The sequence below is a fragment of the Lentzea sp. NPDC036949 genome, assembly GCF_055608075.1.
Map to the genome: position 1 here is coordinate 298,288 of NZ_JBVJRA010000003.1, position 19,416 is coordinate 317,703.

The following is a 19,416-nucleotide window of genomic DNA, read 5'->3' on the forward strand; positions in this document are numbered from 1 at the left end:
CCTCGTCAGCGGCTCAGCGGAACGTCCACGAACGAGCCGTTGCCCGTCGGTGCCGCGGACCGAGCCGTGGCACTCGTCGTCGACGGCGCCGGGACGAAGGAGCGCAGCTTCGGGAGGCCCGCCGGCGTCCGGTAGGCGATGACCCAGGTGTTCTCGGCGAGCGACAGCGTCGGGTCCACCTCCGTCTCGTCGGCGTAGGCGGTGATCTCGTGCCACGGCCACCACGCGGTCGAGGCGTGGGCCTGCTGACCGGTGCGGTAGGTGAAGCCGTCGGTGCCGCGGACGGCCACCTCCAGCGTGCCGGAGGTGGGCGCCAGGACAGCACTGGGCGGGCCCGCCGCCGTGACGCCCGGCGAGAGCTCACCGAGGATCGGCGTCCACGTGCCGTTGGCCGCGGAGCTGTGGGTGTAGACCTTGCCGTCGGTCCTGCGGGCGAACAGCTGCAGGTCGTCGCCCAGCGCGACCGCGGCGGCGGGGCCGGTGTTGCCCGTGCCGCCGTTGTTCTGCCACACAACGGTTTCCGTGGTCGGCGTCAGCGCCGTGGTGCCGTACGTGCCGTCGGTGCGCAACGCGACGACCTTGATCGTGTTGTCGACCGCCAGCACGGTGAGCTGACCGGTCGGGCGGGGTTCGCCGGTCTGGAACGACTGGCCCTTCACCCGCGACCACGGGAGCAGGTCGCCGTTCGCGGTCTTCTGCGACCGCGTCCAGAGGAAGCCGTCCTTGTCCACGGCCACGTACGAGACGAGGCCGTTGGTGCGCACGAGCTGCGGCGGCGACTGCATCCGGCCGCCCAGGTCGGCGAGACCGCCGAACGAGGCCCCCGGCTGGGCCTGGAAGGCGCCGCGGGCGTCGGAGTCCTCGGTGTGCGCCGCGATCCGCAGCGACTGGTCCTGGTTGTCCACGATGGACGGAACACCGGTGAGGTTCGTGACACCGGGGAACGTCTCGAAGCCGTTGGGGCCGCCGGAGAGGCTGCGCACCTCGGCGTGGACGAGCATGCCGTCCTTCGCGACGTAGGCGTACTGCAGGTAGCCGTTGGACGTCTTGGTGAGCGCCGCGGCGGCCAGCCGGTTCCGCGGCACGACCGGGCGGTCCGGGTTCGGCTCCGGGGTGCGGACGCAGTTGTCGGTCAGCGCGAACACGGACAGGTCGTCGTGCCAGCCGTTGCCGACCTCCCGGCCGAAGCCGGTGACCGGGTCGCCCTGCCAGGTGCCGTTCGTCTCGTCGTAGCGGTACCAGAGCAGCTGGCCGGTGTCCGGTCGCGTGCCGTACAGCACGTCGCCGCCGGGGGAGAAGACGCGGCTGAACATCTGCCAGCCGAAGCCGACCGGCTTCGCGTACTCGAGCCAGCGCTGCGACGGCGCGTGGTAGCGGAAGCGGAACAGCTCACCGGCGGAACCGGCCTTGCGGGCGTAGACCACACCGTTGCCCGCGGCCGTGATGAGGTCGTACTGCTCCCAGCCGGTGTCGATGACCGTGGCGGCCCAGGCGCCGCCCGACTCGTCGTACGAGCGCCAGTGCAGGTTGCCTGCCTTGTCCACGTCGTAGAAGTGGCCGAGCGGGTCGACCGTGACCCTGTGCTTGAAGTTCGCGTCGGCGTGGTCCTGCCAGTCGTCGGCGATCTTGCGCCCGCTGCCGCCGTCCTCCCAGCCGGTGTTCGGGTCCAGCCGGAAGCGCCAGAGCTCCCCGTTCTCCTTGACGTCGTAGACCCGGCGGTCGGGGCCGCCGAACGCCCGCGACGCCCAGCCGGAGCCGACCTGGTTCCACTGGTTCCACTGCGCGGCACCGGTTTCCGGTTCCTGGTGCGGGTAGAGCCACAGGTTGCCGTCCGGGTAGACGGTGAAGATCAGCGCCTCGGAGTTGCACCTCAGGTAGCCGTCGGCCGCGTGGGCGACGACGGACGTGCCCGGTGCCACGACGGTGCCGAGCACCGCCGCCAGCGCGACGGCGATGGACGTGCTTCTTCTTCGCGACAGCTCAGGTCGCATCGATCCCCCCAGGGCATGTGTGAAGTTGGGCGATGGCCCGCGCCCCTCCCTTGGCCCGTGCACCGCGCACGAAGCATGCGGCGCGCACCCCGCCCACCGCAAGGGGCTTGCTTTCCGCGGCGCCGGAACGCATCCTGTGCGCTGCGTCGTGTCCGACCTGGGGAGGTGCCGGGCAAGGCGGCCTGGGTGGACACATGGGGGGATTCGACGTGGCCGAACCGCGGTTCTTCAGCATGCCCGGAAAACGGGCGCCGGGCAGCCGCGGCCGGCGTGCCGGTCTGGCCGGACTCGTGGGTGTGTTGGTGCTCACCATCGCCGGTCCCGCGCTCGCGGAGGTCTTCCCGGAGGCGTTGCAGCGCACCATCGCCGCGATGGGCCCGGCGTCCGGGCCCGGACAGCAGTGGGGTGACGCGGCCGCCGCGAACGGCGACCCGGCGGCGAACAGGGCAGACCCCCGGTCGTTGCAGGCGGAGTACCAGCCCGTGAAGGGCCAGGACACACCGTCCGCGAAGGACAACCCCACCGAGGTCGTCACGAGGGAACGCGGCGCCGTCCGCGGGTTCGACGCCGCCACGAGCAAGGAGCTCGCCGACCGGCGAACCGAGACGAGCCGCACGTTCGGCAACGCCGACGGCACCGAGACCACCGAGGTCAGCCAGGAGCCGATCAACCACCGCAGGCCGGACGGCAGCTGGGCACCGGTCGACCCGAGCCTGGTGGCCGCGGGCGGCGGCTGGCGCAACGCCTCGGACAGCGTCGACATCAGGCTCGCCGCCGCGGCCGACGCCACGCCGCTCGTGCGGTACGCCCTCGACGGCGACCACGAGCTCGGCTTCTCCCTGCGCGGGTCCGCCGCGTCCGCCGGGCAGGTGAGCGGCTCCTCGGTGACCTACCCCGCCGTCCAGCCGCGGGTCGACCTCAGGTTCGACATCAGCGCGGGCACGGTCAAGGAGTCCATCGTCCTGCACTCCGCGGACACGCCGCGGACGTTCGACTTCCCGTTGCACCTCAAGGGACTCACGCCGCGCATCAGCAACGGCAACCTGGAGCTCACCGGCCGTGACGGGAAGGTCGCCGCCGTCGTGCCCGCCGGGTTCATGGTCGACGCCCACGACGGCCCCGCCGGTGGCGTCCAGTCGAAGGGCGTGCGGTACGAGCTGGCCGGACAGGTGCTGCGGGTCACGCTCGACGACGCGTGGCTCCGAGACCCGGCGCGCAAGTACCCGGTCGTGGTCGACCCGACGGTGACCACGCCGGAGTCCGGCCACACCATGTACGTGCAGCGCGTCGGCAGCTCGTCGAACACCAGCTACTCCGACGGGGCCCAGCTGCGCGCGGGCACCGTGGTCGACAACGGCACGCGGATCAACGCCGCCACCTACCTCGACTTCTCCGGCATCGAGAACACCCTGCGCAACCACCGGATCTTCGGCGCCACCCTCGGCCTCACCAACGAGTGGTCGTACTCCTGCGGCGCCCGGCCGGTGTCGGTGCACCCGGTCACGCAGGGCTGGAACGCGTTCGCCGGCACGTACCCCTACCCCGGCCCCGCCTACGGTGGTGAGCTGGCGAGCTCGTCGTTCGCCTACGGCTACATCGCGCCGGGCAGCTCGCGGTCGAACTGCCCGCAGGCCACCGCCGCGATCGACCTCGGCGCCGCCGGTCGCGACCTCGTGCAGCGCTGGGTGACCGGCCAGCAGGCCAACTACGGCCTCACGGTCCGCGCCTCCGAGACCGACGTCTACGGCTGGAAGAAGTTCTACGGTCACGCGACGGCGAACAAGCCGAAGCTCTCGATCACGCACACCCCGTACGACGCCGAGTACCGCTTCGACCGCCCGGTGCCCAAGCCCGCGCTGCTCAAGGGCGGTGTGCCCGGCACGATCGGCATCAGCGTGACGAACCGGGGCGCCACCACGTGGACCCCGGGCGAGTACGTGCTGTCGTACCGCCAGTTCGCCGCCAGCGGTGCGCCCATGGTGCAGGTGAACGACTCCGCGACGCTCACCGGTGACGTCGGCCGCGGGCAGACGGTCGCGCTGGAGGCGAAGATCTTCCCGCCCGCGGACTGGGGCGAGTACACGTTCGAGTTCTCCATGCACCGCAAGGGACACGCGTACTTCGTCGACGAGCAGATCCCGCCCGCGGTGCTCAACCTCGAGATGCAGAACGTGCCGCCGGCGTTGCAGGAGCAGTACCCGCCGAACGGCTACTCGGCACCGACGCTGCGCCCCACGCTGTGGGCCGGCGGCATCGACATCGACAACGGCGGTGCCGGCCTGCAGTACCGGTTCAAGGTCTGCGACAAGGACAACGCTTCGTCCTGTGTGGACTCCGGGTACAGCGCGAACCAGTCGTGGACCGTGCCGGCAGGCGCGTTGCGGTGGAGCAAGACCTACCTGTGGAACGCGTTCGTGAAGGACTCCGGTGGCGCGGAGAGCCAGCCGGTCCAGGGCAGCGCGCTGCTCACCGCCGTGCCGCAGCCGGAGATCACCTCACACCTGGGCAACGCGCCCTACAGCGGCAGCACCGGTGAGGTCGACGCGCAGGTCGGCAACTACCGCACCAGCGCGGTGGACCTGTCGGTCGGCGGTGTCGGGCCCGCGCTCGGCGTGTCCCGCACCTACAACAGCCTCGACCCGCGCCGGGACCTGACGTTCGGCGCCGGCTGGAGCACCCAGTTCGACATGCGGGTCGTCGAGGACACCGACGGCTCCGGCAACGCCGTGGTCACCTACCCGGACGGCCAGCAGGTCCGCTTCGGCCACAACGGCGGCGGCACCTACTCGCCCCCGCCCGGCCGCTACGCCACGTTCTTCCGCAACGACAGCGGCTGGACGCTCGTCGACAAGAACTCGACCGGCTACTTCTTCCGCCCCGACGGCAAGCTGGCCAGGATCGCCGACAACAGCGGTCGCTTCATCGACTTCACCTACGACGCCACCACGGGCCGGCTCACCTCCGCCGGCAACCCCGCCTCCGGTCGCGCGCTGACCTTCACCTGGACCGGCGACGTCGTCACGCAGGTCAGCGCGACCGTCGACGGCACCGAGCTGAAGTGGGCCTACACCTACTCCACCGACCTGCCCGAACGCGGGCGGCGGCTGGAGGAGGTCTGCGACCCGAAGGGCGGCTGCACCACCTACTCCTACGGCTGGGGCTCGCACTACCGCAGCACGGTCCTCGACACCCGGCCCGAGTCCTACTGGACGCTGGGCGAGACCGACGGCTCCGCCAAGGCGCACAGCCAGATCGGCCTCAACCTGGGCAACGACGCGGCCACGTACACCGACGTGACCCGCGGTGTGACCGGTGTGGCCCAGGGCTCACCGGACAGCGCGGTGTCGTTCGACGGCACCAAGTCGCGGGTCACGTTGCCGGACAACGCCATCCGCAAGAACCGCAGCGTCGCCGTCGAGCTGTGGTTCAAGACCACGAAGTCCGGTCCGCTCGCCGCGTTCGCCGACAAGCCGTTCACCGAGAACTCCGCGTTCAACGGCATGTACGTCGGCACGGACGGCAAGCTGCGCGCCCGGTTCACCACCACCGCGGCCACCCAGCCGGCGCCGATCACCACCACGGGCACCGTCAACGACGGCCAGTGGCACCACGTCGTGCTCAGCGCGGACGTCGCCACGCAGGTCCTCTACCTCGACGGCGCCAAGGTCGGCGAGATCGCCGGTGACGTGCAGACGGCGGCGCTGAAGCACGGCCAGCTCGGCGCGGGCAACAGCTCCGGCCCCGCGTGGGGTGCGCCGCAGTGGTTCTTCCAGGGCGAGGTCGACGAGGTCGCCGTCTACGCGCACCCGTTGGGGCTCAACGAGGTCAACGCCCACGTGCAGGCCGCGAAGATGCCCGGCGCCCAGGTGGCGAAGGTGACGTTGCCGAGCGGACGGGTCGCGGGCGAGGTCCGCTACGACACGGTCCGCGACCGGGTCAGCGAGCAGATCGACCGCAACGGCGGCTCGTGGCGGTTCGGCGCGCCCGCGTTCACCGGCAACGAGCAGAACCCGGTGCGCACGGTCCGGGTCACCGACCCCGGGAACCGCCACCACTTCTACGACTTCGACCCGCTGCGCGGACGCATCCTGCGCTACCTCTCGCCGCTCGGCATGGAGACCCGCAAGGAGGACCGCCCGCCGGGCTCCACGGCACCGGCACCCGGTGAGCCCACCTGCGCGCCGCAGCCGGACGGCAGCTTCTGCGACGTCCCGGTCACCGGTGGCGGTGGTTTCGTGAACGTCGAGTTCCAGGGCGTGCGGAACTTCTCCTACGACGAGGCCGGGTTCCAGACGACGATCACCGACGAGGTCGGCAACCAGGTCGTCCTGGCGCACGACCCCCGCGGCAACGTCAAGTCCCGCAAGACCTGCCGCCGTGCCGCGGACTGCCAGGTCGCCCACTACACCTACTACCTCAACCCGGCCGACCTGACCGACCCGCGCAACGACAAGGTGATCGAGCACCGCGACGGGCGGTCGGCCGGCGCCACCGACAACACCTACCTCACCCGGTACTCCTACGACCCCAAGGGCCGGCTGCTCGAGCAGGTGACCGCGGACAACGCGTCCGTGAAGCACACCTACACCGACGGCAGCTCCGCGGCCGTCGGCGGCGGCAACGAACCGGCCGGACTGGTGAAGACCAGCCGCGATCCGATGGGCGCCGTCACGACGTACCTGTACCACCGCAACGGTGACGTGGCCGAGGTCCGGTCGCCGAGCGGTCTGCGGCAGGTCTCGACGTACGACGCGCTGGGCCGCAAGGTCACCGGCAAGACCATCTCCGACGCCTACCCCAACGGGCTGCTGACGACGTACAGGTACGACGAGCGTTCTCGGCTCGTGCGCGTCACGGCACCCGGTGTCGTGAACGTGCTCACCGGCAAGACGCACGTCCTGCAGACGTCCCTGGAGTACGACGCCGACGGCAACCAGACGAGGGTGTCGCGCGCCGACCTCACCGGCGGCGACCCGATCCGGGAGACGTTCACCCACTACGACTCGCGCGGCCGGGTCGAGCGGGTGGTCGACGCCGAGGGCGGGGAGATCTCGCTGGGGTACGACTCCTTCGGCAACACCACGTTCGTCGTCAACGCGGACGGCGTGCGCACCGAGTTCGCCTACACCGCCCGCAACGCGGTGTCCGAGGTGCGGCTGCGCGGCTGGAACGGCGACCCCGAGGGCGCGCCGGCGCTGCCCAACGGCTACCTCGTGGTGCAGCGCAACAGCTACGACCGGGCCGGCCGGCTCACCCGCACCACCGACGCCATGAACCGCACCGAGGTGCGCGACTACTACGGCGACGACCTGCTGTTCTCCCGCAAGCTGCTGGGAGCGGGCACGGGGACCGGCGCACCGCCGAAGATCGACCTGGAGACGAACTCCTACGACGGCGCCGGCAACCTCGTCGAACGCCGCCAGCCCGGCAACCTCGTCACGAAGTACACCTACGACGCCGTCGGCCGCACGCTCACCACCGTGGACGACCCCGGCGGCCTGGACCGGCGCACCGCGTTCGCCTACAACCTGAACGGCGGCATCACCCAGGTCACCCGCACCGGCAACACCTCCAACGCGGGGCAGCTGCAGAGCGGCACCGCGGAGGTCGTCGACTACGGCTACGACGCCTTCGGCCGGCGCACGTCGGAGGACGTGCGCCTGAACACCGGCCGGCTGCGCACCACGTGGGAGTACGACCAGCGCGGTCTCGTGCGCAAGGTCGTGCCGCCGCGGGGCAACGAACCGGGCGCCAGCGCCGCCGCGTTCACGACCGACCTGACCTACGACGAGGCCGGCCGCCTGGTCGGCACGACCTCGCCCGCCGTCTCCGTCGTGACCGCCGAGAACGACCCCGCGACCGTGCGGCCCGTGACGAAGATCGGCTACAACGCGTTCGGCGAGTCGCAGCAGGCGCAGGACGCCAACGGCGTCGTGCACCGCTCCGAGGTCGACCGGCTGGGCCGGACCGTCAAGGCCTCCGCGCCCTCCTACACACCGCCCGGTGCGTCGCAGCCGGTCGAGGGCTTCTCCACGGCGCGGTACGACGGCAACGGCAACGTGCTGGAGACCGTCGACGCGCGCGGTGCGTCGACGACGTTCGAGTACGACCAGATGGGTCGCGTGGTGAAGACCACCGGCCCGGCCGGCAGCGTCGTGCGGACCTACACCAGGACCGGCGAGCTGCTGTCCACCGTGGACGAGAGCGGTGCGCGCACCGAGTCGACCTACGACATGTTCGGCCGCCTCGCCACGAGCACCGTGCTGGAGCGGTCGCCCGCCAAGACCCTGACGAGCACCTACTCCTACAACGCGGCCAACCGCCTGGAGAAGGTCAGGTCGCCGCTGGGCGCCGAGTCGAAGCTGGAGTACGACGTGCTCGGCTCGCTCGTCCGCAGCACCGACCCCGCCGGTGTCGTCAACTCCTTCGGCTACGACCTCGCGGGCCGCCGGATCAAGGTGGCCGACGGCGCCGGCCGCGCCACGTTCACCGGGTACGACCAGGCGGGCCGGGTCGAGTCGGTCCGCCGCCTCAGCGCGTCCGGCGGGCTGGTCAGCCGTTCGACGTTCGTCCACGACGCCGCCGGCAACCTGACCACCGCCACCGACCCGCTGGGCCGCAAGACCACCTACACCCACGACGCGCTCAACCGCACCGTCGGCCAGGTCGAGCCGGTCTCCGACACCGAGTCGATCACCACGTCCTCCGGCTACGACTCGGCCGGCAACCGCACGCGGTTCGTCGACGGCCGCGGCAACCGCACCGCCTACACCTACAACACGCTCGGCCTGCCGGAGTCCACGATCGAGGCGGCGACGGCGGAGCACCCCGCTCCGGCCGACCGCACGTGGACCACGACCTACAACGCGGCCGGCGACCCCGTGTCCGAACGCGCGCCGGGCGGTGTCGTCCGCACCCGCACGTTCGACCCGCTGGGCCGGCTGACGAAGGAGACCGGCTCGGGCGCCGAGGCGGCCACCACCGACCGCGGCTACGACTACGACGCGCTGGGCCGCCTGGTCGGCTCGTCCAGCGCGGGCGGCACCGACACGTTCACCTACAACGACCGCGGCCTGCTGCTGACGTCGTCCGGACCGGGCGGCACCGCGTCGCGCGAGTACGACGACGACGGCAACCTGACCGCGCGCACCGACGCATCGGGCACCTCCCGGTTCACCTACCTGCTCGGGCGGACCCAGTCCGTGCAGGACGGCGTGACCGGTCTGACGCAGACCTTCGGCTACGACACCGCGGGCCTGCTGAAGACGCTCGACCTGGGCAACGGCCGCACGCGCACCTACGACTACGACGACGGCGGCCGCCTGGCCAAGGACACCGTCGCCGGCGCCGCGTCCGTCGCCTACACCTACGACCGCGCCGACCGGGTGCTCACGAAGACCTCGACCGGCACGACGGCCGCCGGTCAGCAGACCTACGACTACGACCACTCGGGCCGCCTGAAGTCCTGGACCTCACCGGCCGGAACGGTCTCGTACGGCTGGGACGCCGCGGGCAACCGCACCCGCGTGGGCGACGCCCAGTCGACCTACGACGAACGCAACCGCCTCCGCACCGAGAACGGAGCGGTGGTCTCCCACAACGCGCGCGGCGGCGTGACCTCCCGTGCGGGTGTCACGGCCTCGTTCGACGCCTTCGACCGCATGGTGAGCCAAGGCGCGCAGACGTACACGTACGACGCGTTGGACCGCGTGACCAAGCGCAACGACAAGTCGTTCCAGTACAGCGGCACGTCCAGCGCGGTCGTGTCGGACGGCACCGCGGTCTACGGCCGCGACGCCTCCGGCTCGGTCCTCGCCATCGGCCAGGGCACCGACAAGAAGCTGGCCGTCTCCGACCGGCACGGCGACGTCGTCGGCACCCTCGACCCGGCCGGCACCATGACGTCGCTGGCCGACTCGACCGCCTACGACCCGTTCGGCGTGGTCACCTCCGGCGCCAAGCGCGCGGTCGGTTTCCAGGGCGAGTGGACCGACCCGGCCTCCGGCACGGTCAACATGGCCGCGCGCTGGTACAACCCGGGCAGCGGCGGCTTCGAGTCACGCGACTCGTGGACCCTGCCGGCCGCTCCGTCCGGCATGGCCAACCGCTACTCCTACGGGCTCGGGTCGCCGGTGAACCACGTCGATCCGACGGGCCACTACCCGTGCAAGGGCTTCGGCGGCGGCAACCCGTGCGGCGACGACAGCGGTGGCGGTCTCTGCATCCTCATGCCGATGCTGTGCTCGTGGTTCCCCGGCGGTGGCACCCACGAGGACCCCGGTGTCGGTGGCAGCAACCAGTCCAGCAGCAACCAGGGCAGCAGCAACCCGAGCAACAACAGGAAGAACAACAACTCGAACCAGCGCAGGACCCAGCAGCAGACCGACCCGTCGGTCAACGCCCGCAAGCAGGCCCAGGACTACGGCCGCCGCAACCCGTTGCCGGTGCCGGAGGCGATGACCCAGCCGTCGTTCAGCGGCGACCGCAAGCCGCCGGTGTCGTCGGCGCCCGACCGGCGTTCCGAGGTCGCGAGCACGTACTCGAACCCGGTCAACGACGTGAACAACAGCTACCGCAAGCTCGAAATGCTGCTCGTGGTGCCCTCGAACGCCCTGATCGGCTCGGTGTCGCTCGCGTCGTCCGGCCCAGGCGAGATGACGTCGGTGCACTGGCGTCAGGACCGCGACCGCGATCCCGACGGCGTGCGGCCGCCCAAGGAGTGCGACCCCGACACCTACCTCAACCACAACGACCTGTGCCCTGCCGGCTCCGTGCCGCCGACGCCGCCGGACCCGCTCGCCGGCTGCGACTCGAACACCAAGGCCAACAAGCCGGAGCTTTGCGGGCAAGGCGGCTTCACGATGTGGGACCTCTTCGGAGGTGAGATCGAGGCCACAGCCGCCTGCGTGCAGGACCCCGGCGTCACCTGGGCATGCGGTCTCGCCGCCGCAGGTGTGGTCCTCGCCGTCATACCGTGGGGGAAGATCTTCAAACGCGCCGGCAGCGGTGTGGTGCGGCTGAGTCCGCTGGAACGGGCTGCGAGCCCGACGCTCACGGACCTGGACGAGGTCGCCGCGCACCTCGGCAAGCTCGACCACTCGCCGAGCAACGACCTCATGATCGGCCGAATCAGGGGCAACCTCCAGGCGGGAAGGCCGCTTCCGCAGAGCCAGACGAACTTCATGCGGCACGAGCTCACGGAGTCCGGACTCATGCAGCAGGGCATGAAGTACGAAGACGCGCACGAGCTGGCGCTCAAGACCCACGACCCCGGTAAGAACTACGACGTTGACATCATCGACAACGACCCGTCGTTCGGCCCGTGGTGGCGCAAGCAGAACGGCCTGCCGCCGAGGAAGTGAGATGTCGGCATGATCGAAGTAGATCTCCAGGGCCGCGGTGTGGTCGCGGTGGAGTTCGGCCGGATGAGCGCTCCACTGCTGGCGGACGACTGGCTCATCGACCGTTCCTCCGCGACCGCCACCGGTGCGGCGGGCAGCACCGTCGTGACCGTGGAGCTGTTGCGGCGGTTCGGCGGCGTCGCTCCGAGGGCGTTGCTCGGAGCGACCTACACACCACTCGGTGCAGAGGCGTCGGCGGGTGTGTTGGAGGTGCGGGTGCCCCGCGCCGCCACGCCGGCCGGCGGCGAGATCACCTGCGCGTCCCGGCTGTGGAAGAACCCGTTCGAGGTGGGCCTGCCGGAGGACTTCCCGGAAGGGGCCTTGAAAGGCGTTCTCTCCGGTGGGGCGGAGCTGCCCGCCGGAACGCTGGTGGTCGACCAGGCAGGCTTCGACGAGATGAACTCGTCGGCGTTCGCCTTCGAACAGGCGGGCGCACTGCTGCGCCGGGTCCTGTCCGCCTCGATGCGTGGGGAAGACGTCGAGGCCGTGGTGGTCAGGACGATGCAGAAGTGGTGACGGAGGACCTGGCGAGGTAGGCGGGCAGCGGCACCGGCCGTCGTCGTAGGCTGATCACCGTGCAACGCTGGCGCGGACTGGATCACCTCCCCGGCGGCTGGGGCCGCTGCGTGGTCACCATCGGTGTGTTCGACGGGGTCCACAGGGGGCATCAGGCGCTCATCGGCCGGGCCGTCGAGCTCGCGCGGGAGCGGGGGCTGCCGGGTGTCCTCATGACGTTCGACCCCCATCCGTCCGAAGTGGTCCGGCCGGGCAGCCACCCCGCCCAGCTCACGACGCTGCGGCGCAGGGCCCAGCTGGTCGAGGAGCTCGGAGTCGACCACTTCGTGGTCGTGCCGTTCAGCCTGGAGACCAGCCGGATGCCGGCGGACGAGTTCGTGCACGAGGTGCTGGTCGAGAAGCTGCACGCGGCGGCTGTCGTGGTGGGTGAGAACTTCACCTTCGGGCACAGGGCGGCGGGTAACGTCGCGATGCTGCGCCAGCTGGGGCAGCGGTTCGGCTTTGTGACCGAGGGGGCTGATCTGGTGTCCGCTGACGACGTGACCTACTCGTCGACCTACATCCGCGCGTGCATCGACGCCGGTGACGTGAAGGCCGCCGCGGAGGCGCTGGGGCGGCCGCACCGGCTGGAGGGGATCGTCGTCAAGGGCGACGGGCGGGGCAAGGACCTGGGGTTCCCCACCGCGAACCTGTCGACGCCCCGGTTCGCGGCCGTGCCCGCGGACGGGATCTACGCCTGCTGGTTCACCGACGCCAAGGGACGGACGCTCAAGGCCGCCGTCTCGGTCGGCACGAACCCGACGTTCTCGGGACGGGAACGGCGGGTCGAGGCGTTCGTGCTGGACGTGGACGAGGACTACTACGGCCAGCGGGTCGCCGTGGACTTCGTGGAACGGCTCCGCGAGATGGAGAAGTACGACTCCGTCGAGGCGCTCCTGGAGCAGATGCACCGGGATGTAGACCGAACGAGGGAACTGCTCACCGAGTCGTGACCGTCAGATGGCACGAAGTGCGCATGTGACGGCCTTCGTGCTGGCAGGATGCGGGTCGAAGCAGGCTACGGGAGAGGCCAAGGTGGAGGACCACAAGATCGTTCAGCGCAACCTCGCCCTCCAGCGGGAGTGGTACGGGGAACCCCTGGGAGACCGGGTGAGGCGCTTGGTCGTGGCCTTCAACGTGTCGCAGGCGCAGCTGGCCGACGTGCTGGGGATCAGCGCGCCCATGCTCAGCCAGGTCATGAGCGGGCGGCGGGCCAAGATCGGCAACCCGGCCGTGCTCGCGCGGATGATCATGCTGGAGCGCAAGGTGCTCACGCCGGACGTGGCGACCGGGGCGCCGGAGGCGTTGCAGCGCGCGCTCGACGACGTGCGCGACTCCAAGCCGACCGTGTCGCGCGACTCGCTGCCGGTCAACGGCGACGAGAGCGTCGCGTACCCGGTGCTGCGCCGCGTCGCCGACCGGGTCGAGCTGCAGCAGGCCGCCGACCTCCTGCACGAGGACTTCCCCGCTATTGCCGAGCTGTTCCGCCGCGCCATCCGGGCCGCCGGGCCCCGGTGAGGTTCTTCACCGCCCTCTTCCCGCCCCGGAACGTGGTCGACGAGCTCGACGCCGTGCTGGACCGTTCGCTCGACATCGGGTGGACGAACTCCGGGAAATGGCACATCACGCTCTGCTTTCACGGCGAAAGCGCTGATGAGGAACGTTTCCGGGCACTCGCGGGACATCCCGCGCCGCAACTGCGGGTGAAGGGCTTCGGCGACTTCCGCGGCACGGTCCTGTGGGCGGGAATCGACGGCGACTTAAATGGGTTGGCACGGGCGGCGGGCGCGGACGACAATTGGAAAGCGCACCTGACGTTGGCCTACGGGTATCGGGGCCAGCCGATGCCGGCCTTCGAGAGCAGCCCGTGGACGCCGGCCGAGGCGGTGCTCGTGAGCAGCGCAGACGGCGTCCACTCGCCCGTGGCACGGGTGGGGTTGCGCACGTCAACGCGCCGTTGAGCGGTGTGCCTGATAACCTTCGCAGTTGGGTCTGGCTGCGGTCCGTGGCGGCCAGTACCGGCTACCCCGGCCAGCAATTCGGCGGGCGTGGGGCCGCACGGACCTGAACAAGTAGGAGAACCACCCAGTGGCACTGTCCACGGAGCAGAAGAAGACCATCCTCGGTGAGTACGGTCTGCACGACAGCGACACCGGCTCGACCGAGGCGCAGGTCGCGCTCCTGAGCAAGCGCATCGCCGACCTCACGGAGCACCTCAAGCAGCACAAGCACGACCACCACTCCCGCCGTGGTCTTCTGCTGATGGTCGGCCGTCGCCGCCGTCTGCTGAACTACCTGACCAAGGTGGACATCAACCGCTACCGCGCGCTGATCCAGCGCCTCGGTCTGCGCAGGTGATACCCGCCGAGGGGGAGTGACCGGCCGGTCGCTCCCCCTCGGCGCACAACCGGGTGTATACAGACCCCTGGTTGCAAAGAGGAACAAAACAGGGCCCGCATCGCGCGAAGCAGTTATCGCCGGTCCTCGGTAGTGGCCCTCTGGTGGAACGCCCCAGAGGACTTCGATCGAAGACCGGCCTCGTCAGAACGCGTGTTGCGGTGTCCCAAAAGACGAGGAGAAACACTTATATGACGGACATCGAAGTTCACGAGGCGACTGCCGTGATCGACAACGGCAAGTTCGGCTCGCGCACGATCCGCTTCGAGACCGGGCGCCTGGCGCGCCAGGCCGCGGGCAGCGTGGTCGCGTACCTGGACGACGACACGATGCTGCTCTCCGCCACCACGGCGTCGAAGCAGCCGAAGGAGCACTTCGACTTCTTCCCCCTCACGGTGGACGTCGAGGAGCGCATGTACGCCGCGGGCCGCATCCCCGGCTCGTTCTTCCGGCGTGAGGGCCGTCCGAGCACGGACGCCATCCTGACCTGCCGTCTGATCGACCGTCCGCTGCGCCCGTCCTTCGTGGACGGTCTGCGCAACGAGATCCAGGTCGTCATCACGGTCATGAGCCTCAACCCGGCCGACCTGTACGACGTCGTGGCGATCAACGCCGCGTCCGCGTCGACGCAGCTCGCCGGCCTGCCGTTCTCCGGCCCGATCGGTGGCGTCCGCGTCGCTCTGATCGAGGGCCAGTGGGTGGCGTTCCCGACCCACGAGCAGCTCGAGAAGGCCGTGTTCGACATGGTCGTCGCGGGCCGCGTGGTCGACTCCGGCGACGTCGCGATCATGATGGTCGAGGCGGAGGCCACCGAGAACGTGATCGACCTGATCGGCGAGGGCGCCGTCGCCCCCACCGAGGAGGTCGTGGCCGCTGGCCTCGAGGCCGCGAAGCCGTTCATCAAGGTCCTCTGCGAGGCGCAGGCGCAGCTCGCGCAGGTCGCCGCCAAGGAGACCGGTGAGTACCCGACGTTCCCGGCCTACCAGGCCGACGCGTTCGAGGCCGTCGAGTCGGCCGCCTCCGGCGAGCTCGCCCAGGCGCTGACCATCGCGGGCAAGGCCGAGCGCGAGAACAAGCTCGACGAGATCAAGGCCGCCACGCTGGACAAGCTGGCCGAGCAGTTCGAGGGCCGCGAGAAGGAGATCGGCGCGGCGTTCCGCTCGCTCACCAAGAAGCTGGTCCGCCAGCGGATCCTGCGCGACCAGGTGCGCATCGACGGCCGCGGTGTCACCGACATCCGCGACCTGGGTGCCGAGGTCGCCGTGATCCCGAGGACGCACGGCTCGGCGCTGTTCGAGCGCGGCGAGACCCAGATCCTGGGTGTCACCACGCTGAACATGCTGCGCATGGAGCAGCAGATCGACTCGCTGTCCCCCGAGACGCACAAGCGCTACCTGCACCACTACAACTTCCCGCCCTACTCGACCGGTGAGACCGGCCGCGTGGGCTCGCCGAAGCGCCGCGAGATCGGCCACGGCGCACTGGCCGAGCGCGCGCTCATGCCGGTGCTGCCGAAGCGGGACGAGTTCCCCTACGCGATCCGCCAGGTGTCCGAGGCGCTGGGCTCCAACGGCTCGACGTCCATGGGCTCGGTCTGCGCCTCGACGCTGTCGCTGCTCAACGCCGGTGTCCCGCTGAAGGCACCGGTCTCCGGCATCGCGATGGGCCTCGTGTCCGACGAGGTCGACGGTGAGACCCGCTACGTGGCGCTGACCGACATCCTCGGTGCCGAGGACGCGTTCGGCGACATGGACTTCAAGGTCGCGGGCACCAAGGAGTTCGTGACGGCGCTGCAGCTCGACACGAAGCTCGACGGCATCCCGTCCGAGGTGCTGGCGGCGGCGCTGGGCCAGGCCCGCGACGCGCGCTACACCATCCTGGAGGTCATGGCCGAGGCCATCTCCGACCCGGACGAGATGAGCGCCTTCGCTCCGCGCGTCACGTCGGTCAAGATTCCGACCGACAAGATCGGCGAGGTCATCGGCCCGAAGGGCAAGATGATCAACTCGATCACCGAGCAGACCGGTGCCGACATCTCCATCGAGGACGACGGCACGATCTACGTCGGTGCGGCGGACGGCCCCTCGGCCGAGGCCGCGATCGACATGATCAACGCGATCGCGAACCCGCAGCTGCCGAAGGTCGGCGAGCGCTTCCTGGGCACCGTGGTGAAGACCGCGGCGTTCGGCGCGTTCGTCTCGCTGCTGCCCGGCAAGGACGGCCTCGTCCACATCTCGAAGCTGGGCAACGGCAAGCGCATCGCGAAGGTGGAAGACGTCGTCAAGGTCGGCGACAAGCTCCGCGTCGAGATCGCCGACATCGACCAGCGCGGCAAGATCAGCCTGGTGGTCGTGAACGAGGACGCCGCCGAGGCGCCCGCGTCCGACGCCACCGAGGCGCCCGCTGCCACCGAGGCCGCTGAGGCGGCTCCCGCGCAGTGAGCACGACTGACAACAACGTGACGGCCGCGGGTGCATCCACCCGCGGCCGTCCGCGTACTCCAGCGCTGGGGCACCTGCAGAAACCGGGCAGCACGCGGGTGCTCGAGACCTCCGCGGGCTCCGAGGTGCGGCGCAGCATGCTGCCCTCGGGGCTGCGGGTCATCACCGAACGCATCCCCGGCGTGCGGTCCGCCTCGGTCGGACTGTGGGTGCAGGTCGGGTCGCGCGACGAGCGCCCGGCGGTCGCGGGCGCGGCGCACTACCTGGAACACCTGCTGTTCAAGGGAACGGCGCGGCGTTCGGCGGCGGCGATCGCGGAGGAGATCGACGCGGTCGGTGGCGAGCTGAACGCGTTCACCGCCAAGGAGCACACCTGCTACTACGCGCACGTCCTCGACGAGGACCTGCCGCTGGCGGTGGACCTGGTGGCGGACGTGGTGTTCGAGGCGTTGTGCGCGCCGCGGGACTTCGAGACCGAACGCGGTGTCGTGCTCGAAGAGATCGCGATGCGCGACGACGACCCCGAGGACCTGCTGCACGACGCGTTCATCGAGGCGTTGTTCGGCGGGCACGCGCTGGGCCGTCCGGTGCTGGGCACCGAGAAGTCCATCCAGGACATGGAACGGGACAACCTGTACTCGTTCTACAAGAAGAACTACACGTTGCCGCGCATGGTGTTCGCCGTCGCGGGCAACATCGAGCACGCGCACGTCATGCGCCTGGTGCGCAAGGCGATCGGTGACCGGCTGTCGCGGGAGGGCAGCGCGGTCGCACCGCGGGCGGGCCGGGCGCGCATCGCCGACGCCCGCAAGCTGGTGCTGCACACCGACGACACCGAGCAGGCGCACCTGATGCTCGGCATGAAGGGCCTCGACCGCCACGACGAGCGCCGGTTCGCGTTGAACGTGCTGAACGCGGCGGTCGGCGGCGGCATGAGCTCGCGGCTGTTCCAGGAGGTCCGCGAACGCCGCGGCCTCGCCTACCAGGTGTACTCGTCGGTCGGCATGTACGCCGACACGGGCACGTTCGCCGTGTACGCGGGCTGCCAGCCGGACCGCCTCGGCGACGTCGCCGGCGTGATCCGCGAGGTGCTGGTGGACGTGGCGCGCGGTGGCCTGTCCGACGCCGAGGTGGCCCGTGGCAAGGGCCAGCTGCGCGGCGGGCTGGTGCTGGGCCTGGAGGACACGAGCTCGCGCATGTCGCGGATCGGCAAGTCCGAGCTGAACTACGGCGACCACCTGAGCGTCGAGGCGACGCTCGCGCGGATCGACGCGGTCACCGCCGAGGAAGTGGCGCTGCTCGCACGTGATCTGCTGCGCCGACCGGTCGCCGCCGCGGTGGTCGGTCCCTACGATCATGCCGACGATCTGCCGGACCAGGTACACGAGGTGATTGCATGATTCGCGTCGGTGTTCTCGGCGCGCGGGGCCGCATGGGCTCCGAGGTGGTCCGCGCCGTCGAAGCGGCGAAGGACATGGAGGTCGTGGCGGCACTCGACGCCGACGACCCGTTGCCGGCCCTGGTGGACGCGGGCGCTCAGGTCGTCGTCGACTTCACGCACCCGGACGTCGTGCTGGGGAACCTGGAGTTCTGCATCGGCGCCGGAATCCACTGCGTCGTCGGCACTTCCGGCTTCGACCAGTCCCGTTTGGACGCCGTGGCGGCACTGCTCGCCGACCAGCCGTCGGTCGGTGTGCTGATCGCGCCGAACTTCGGCATCGGCGCGGTGCTGCTGATGCGCTTCTCGGAGATCGCGGCCCGCTACTACGAGTCGGCGGAGATCATCGAGCTGCACCACCCGCGCAAGGCCGACGCGCCTTCGGGCACGGCCGCGCACACCGCCCGGCTGATCGCGGCGGCCCGCGAGGGCATGGACCCGATGCCCGACGCGACCACGCAGGAGGAGCCGGGTGCCCGTGGCGCCGTCGTCGACGGCGTGCGCGTCCACTCGCTGCGCATCTCCGGCATGATCGCGCACCAGGAGGTCGTGTTCGGCGGCGAGAGCGAGACGCTGACGCTGCGCCAGGACTCGTTGCACCGCACGTCGTTCATGCCGGGGGTGGTGCTCGGGGTGCGGGAGATCGTCTCGCGGCCGGGGCTCGCGGTCGGTCTCGACAAGTACCTGGACCTGTGAAGACCCGGATCACCGTGGGGCTGCTGATCGCGGCCCTCGCGGTGTACTTCGTGCTGCTGGCCGGCCGTGCCGTGGCGTTGCTGCGCACCGGTGACGTGGTGGCGGTGCTGCTCGGCGTCGGCGTGCTGATCCTGCCGCTGCTCGGTGTGTGGCTCGTGTACTCGAACCTGCGGTTCGGGTGGGAGACCGAGAGGATGGCCCGCGAGCTCGACGCGGACGGGCTGCTGCCGGACGTCTCGCACCTGCCGCGCCGTCCGTCCGGGCGGGTCGACCGGGATGCCGCGGACGCGTGGTTCGAGGAGCGGCGCGGTGAGGTCGAGACCTCGCCCGACGACTGGCGCGCCTGGTTCCGGCTGGCGTACGCGTACGACGTCGCCGGGGACCGCGGCCGGGCCCGGGAGACGATGAAGAAGGCGATCCAGCTGCACTCCTGACCTCGTCGGGGTGCTGGACACGGTGAGACGCAGGGGTTCCCGCAACGGGGACCCCTGCGTTCG

11 protein-coding genes are annotated in these 19,416 nt (G+C 70.5%); 10 read left to right on the top strand and 1 reads right to left on the bottom strand.

Annotated elements, in window-relative coordinates:
• Positions 1 to 5: 5 nt before the first annotated feature.
• On the bottom strand, positions 6 to 1,991 hold the full coding sequence (locus ACZ7CD_RS10915; RefSeq protein ID WP_470378813.1) for a tachylectin-related carbohydrate-binding protein: 1,986 nt from the start codon (positions 1,989 to 1,991) through the stop codon (positions 6 to 8).
• A gap of 194 nt (positions 1,992 to 2,185) precedes the next feature.
• Between ACZ7CD_RS10915 and ACZ7CD_RS10920 the strand changes: the two genes are divergently transcribed.
• From ACZ7CD_RS10920 to ACZ7CD_RS10965, 10 genes are all read left to right on the top strand, one after another.
• Positions 2,186 to 11,353: a LamG-like jellyroll fold domain-containing protein gene (locus tag ACZ7CD_RS10920; RefSeq protein WP_470378814.1), complete on the top strand. Its 9,168-nt coding sequence runs from the start codon at positions 2,186 to 2,188 to the stop codon at positions 11,351 to 11,353.
• A 9-nt stretch (positions 11,354 to 11,362) separates the two neighbouring features.
• Positions 11,363 to 11,908: a hypothetical protein gene (locus tag ACZ7CD_RS10925; RefSeq protein WP_470378815.1), complete on the top strand. Its 546-nt coding sequence runs from the start codon at positions 11,363 to 11,365 to the stop codon at positions 11,906 to 11,908.
• 59 nt (positions 11,909 to 11,967) lie between these two features.
• Complete coding sequence (locus ACZ7CD_RS10930; RefSeq protein WP_360390699.1) at positions 11,968 to 12,900, top strand: bifunctional riboflavin kinase/FAD synthetase; 933 nt, start codon at positions 11,968 to 11,970, stop codon at positions 12,898 to 12,900.
• 82 nt (positions 12,901 to 12,982) lie between these two features.
• Positions 12,983 to 13,465 carry a helix-turn-helix domain-containing protein gene (locus ACZ7CD_RS10935; protein ID WP_360390696.1) on the top strand — a complete coding sequence of 161 codons (483 nt, stop codon included), beginning with the start codon at positions 12,983 to 12,985 and terminating at the stop codon, positions 13,463 to 13,465.
• The gene (locus ACZ7CD_RS10940; protein ID WP_470370725.1) at positions 13,462 to 13,908 is read left to right on the top strand and encodes a 2'-5' RNA ligase family protein; all 447 of its coding nucleotides are present in this window, start codon (positions 13,462 to 13,464) and stop codon (positions 13,906 to 13,908) included. The genes ACZ7CD_RS10935 and ACZ7CD_RS10940 overlap by 4 nt, the downstream gene beginning before the upstream one ends.
• Before the next feature lie 127 nt (positions 13,909 to 14,035).
• Positions 14,036 to 14,305: a 30S ribosomal protein S15 gene (rpsO, locus tag ACZ7CD_RS10945; RefSeq protein WP_360390691.1), complete on the top strand. Its 270-nt coding sequence runs from the start codon at positions 14,036 to 14,038 to the stop codon at positions 14,303 to 14,305.
• A gap of 230 nt (positions 14,306 to 14,535) precedes the next feature.
• Complete coding sequence (locus tag ACZ7CD_RS10950) at positions 14,536 to 16,785, top strand: polyribonucleotide nucleotidyltransferase (RefSeq protein WP_470370724.1); 2,250 nt, start codon at positions 14,536 to 14,538, stop codon at positions 16,783 to 16,785.
• A 98-nt stretch (positions 16,786 to 16,883) separates the two neighbouring features.
• Positions 16,884 to 18,185, top strand: coding sequence for a M16 family metallopeptidase (locus tag ACZ7CD_RS10955; protein WP_470378816.1), 1,302 nt, complete (start codon positions 16,884 to 16,886; stop codon positions 18,183 to 18,185).
• Positions 18,182 to 18,919, top strand: coding sequence for a 4-hydroxy-tetrahydrodipicolinate reductase (dapB, locus tag ACZ7CD_RS10960; protein WP_360390682.1), 738 nt, complete (start codon positions 18,182 to 18,184; stop codon positions 18,917 to 18,919). The genes ACZ7CD_RS10955 and dapB overlap by 4 nt, the downstream gene beginning before the upstream one ends.
• Complete coding sequence (locus tag ACZ7CD_RS10965; protein ID WP_360390680.1) at positions 18,916 to 19,353, top strand: hypothetical protein; 438 nt, start codon at positions 18,916 to 18,918, stop codon at positions 19,351 to 19,353. The genes dapB and ACZ7CD_RS10965 overlap by 4 nt, the downstream gene beginning before the upstream one ends.
• The last annotated feature ends 63 nt before the right edge of the window (positions 19,354 to 19,416 follow it).

Excerpts from the sequence above, each read along its gene's own strand:
- ACZ7CD_RS10925 (WP_470378815.1), top strand. The coding sequence starts at position 11,363 with ATGATCGAAGTAGATCTCCAGGGCCGCGGTGTGGTCGCGGTGGAGTTC.
- ACZ7CD_RS10950 (WP_470370724.1), top strand. The coding sequence starts at position 14,536 with ATGACGGACATCGAAGTTCACGAGGCGACTGCCGTGATCGACAACGGC.
- dapB (WP_360390682.1), top strand. The coding sequence starts at position 18,182 with ATGATTCGCGTCGGTGTTCTCGGCGCGCGGGGCCGCATGGGCTCCGAG.
- ACZ7CD_RS10915 (WP_470378813.1), bottom strand. The coding sequence starts at position 1,991 with ATGCGACCTGAGCTGTCGCGAAGAAGAAGCACGTCCATCGCCGTCGCG.
- ACZ7CD_RS10920 (WP_470378814.1), top strand. The coding sequence starts at position 2,186 with ATGGGGGGATTCGACGTGGCCGAACCGCGGTTCTTCAGCATGCCCGGA.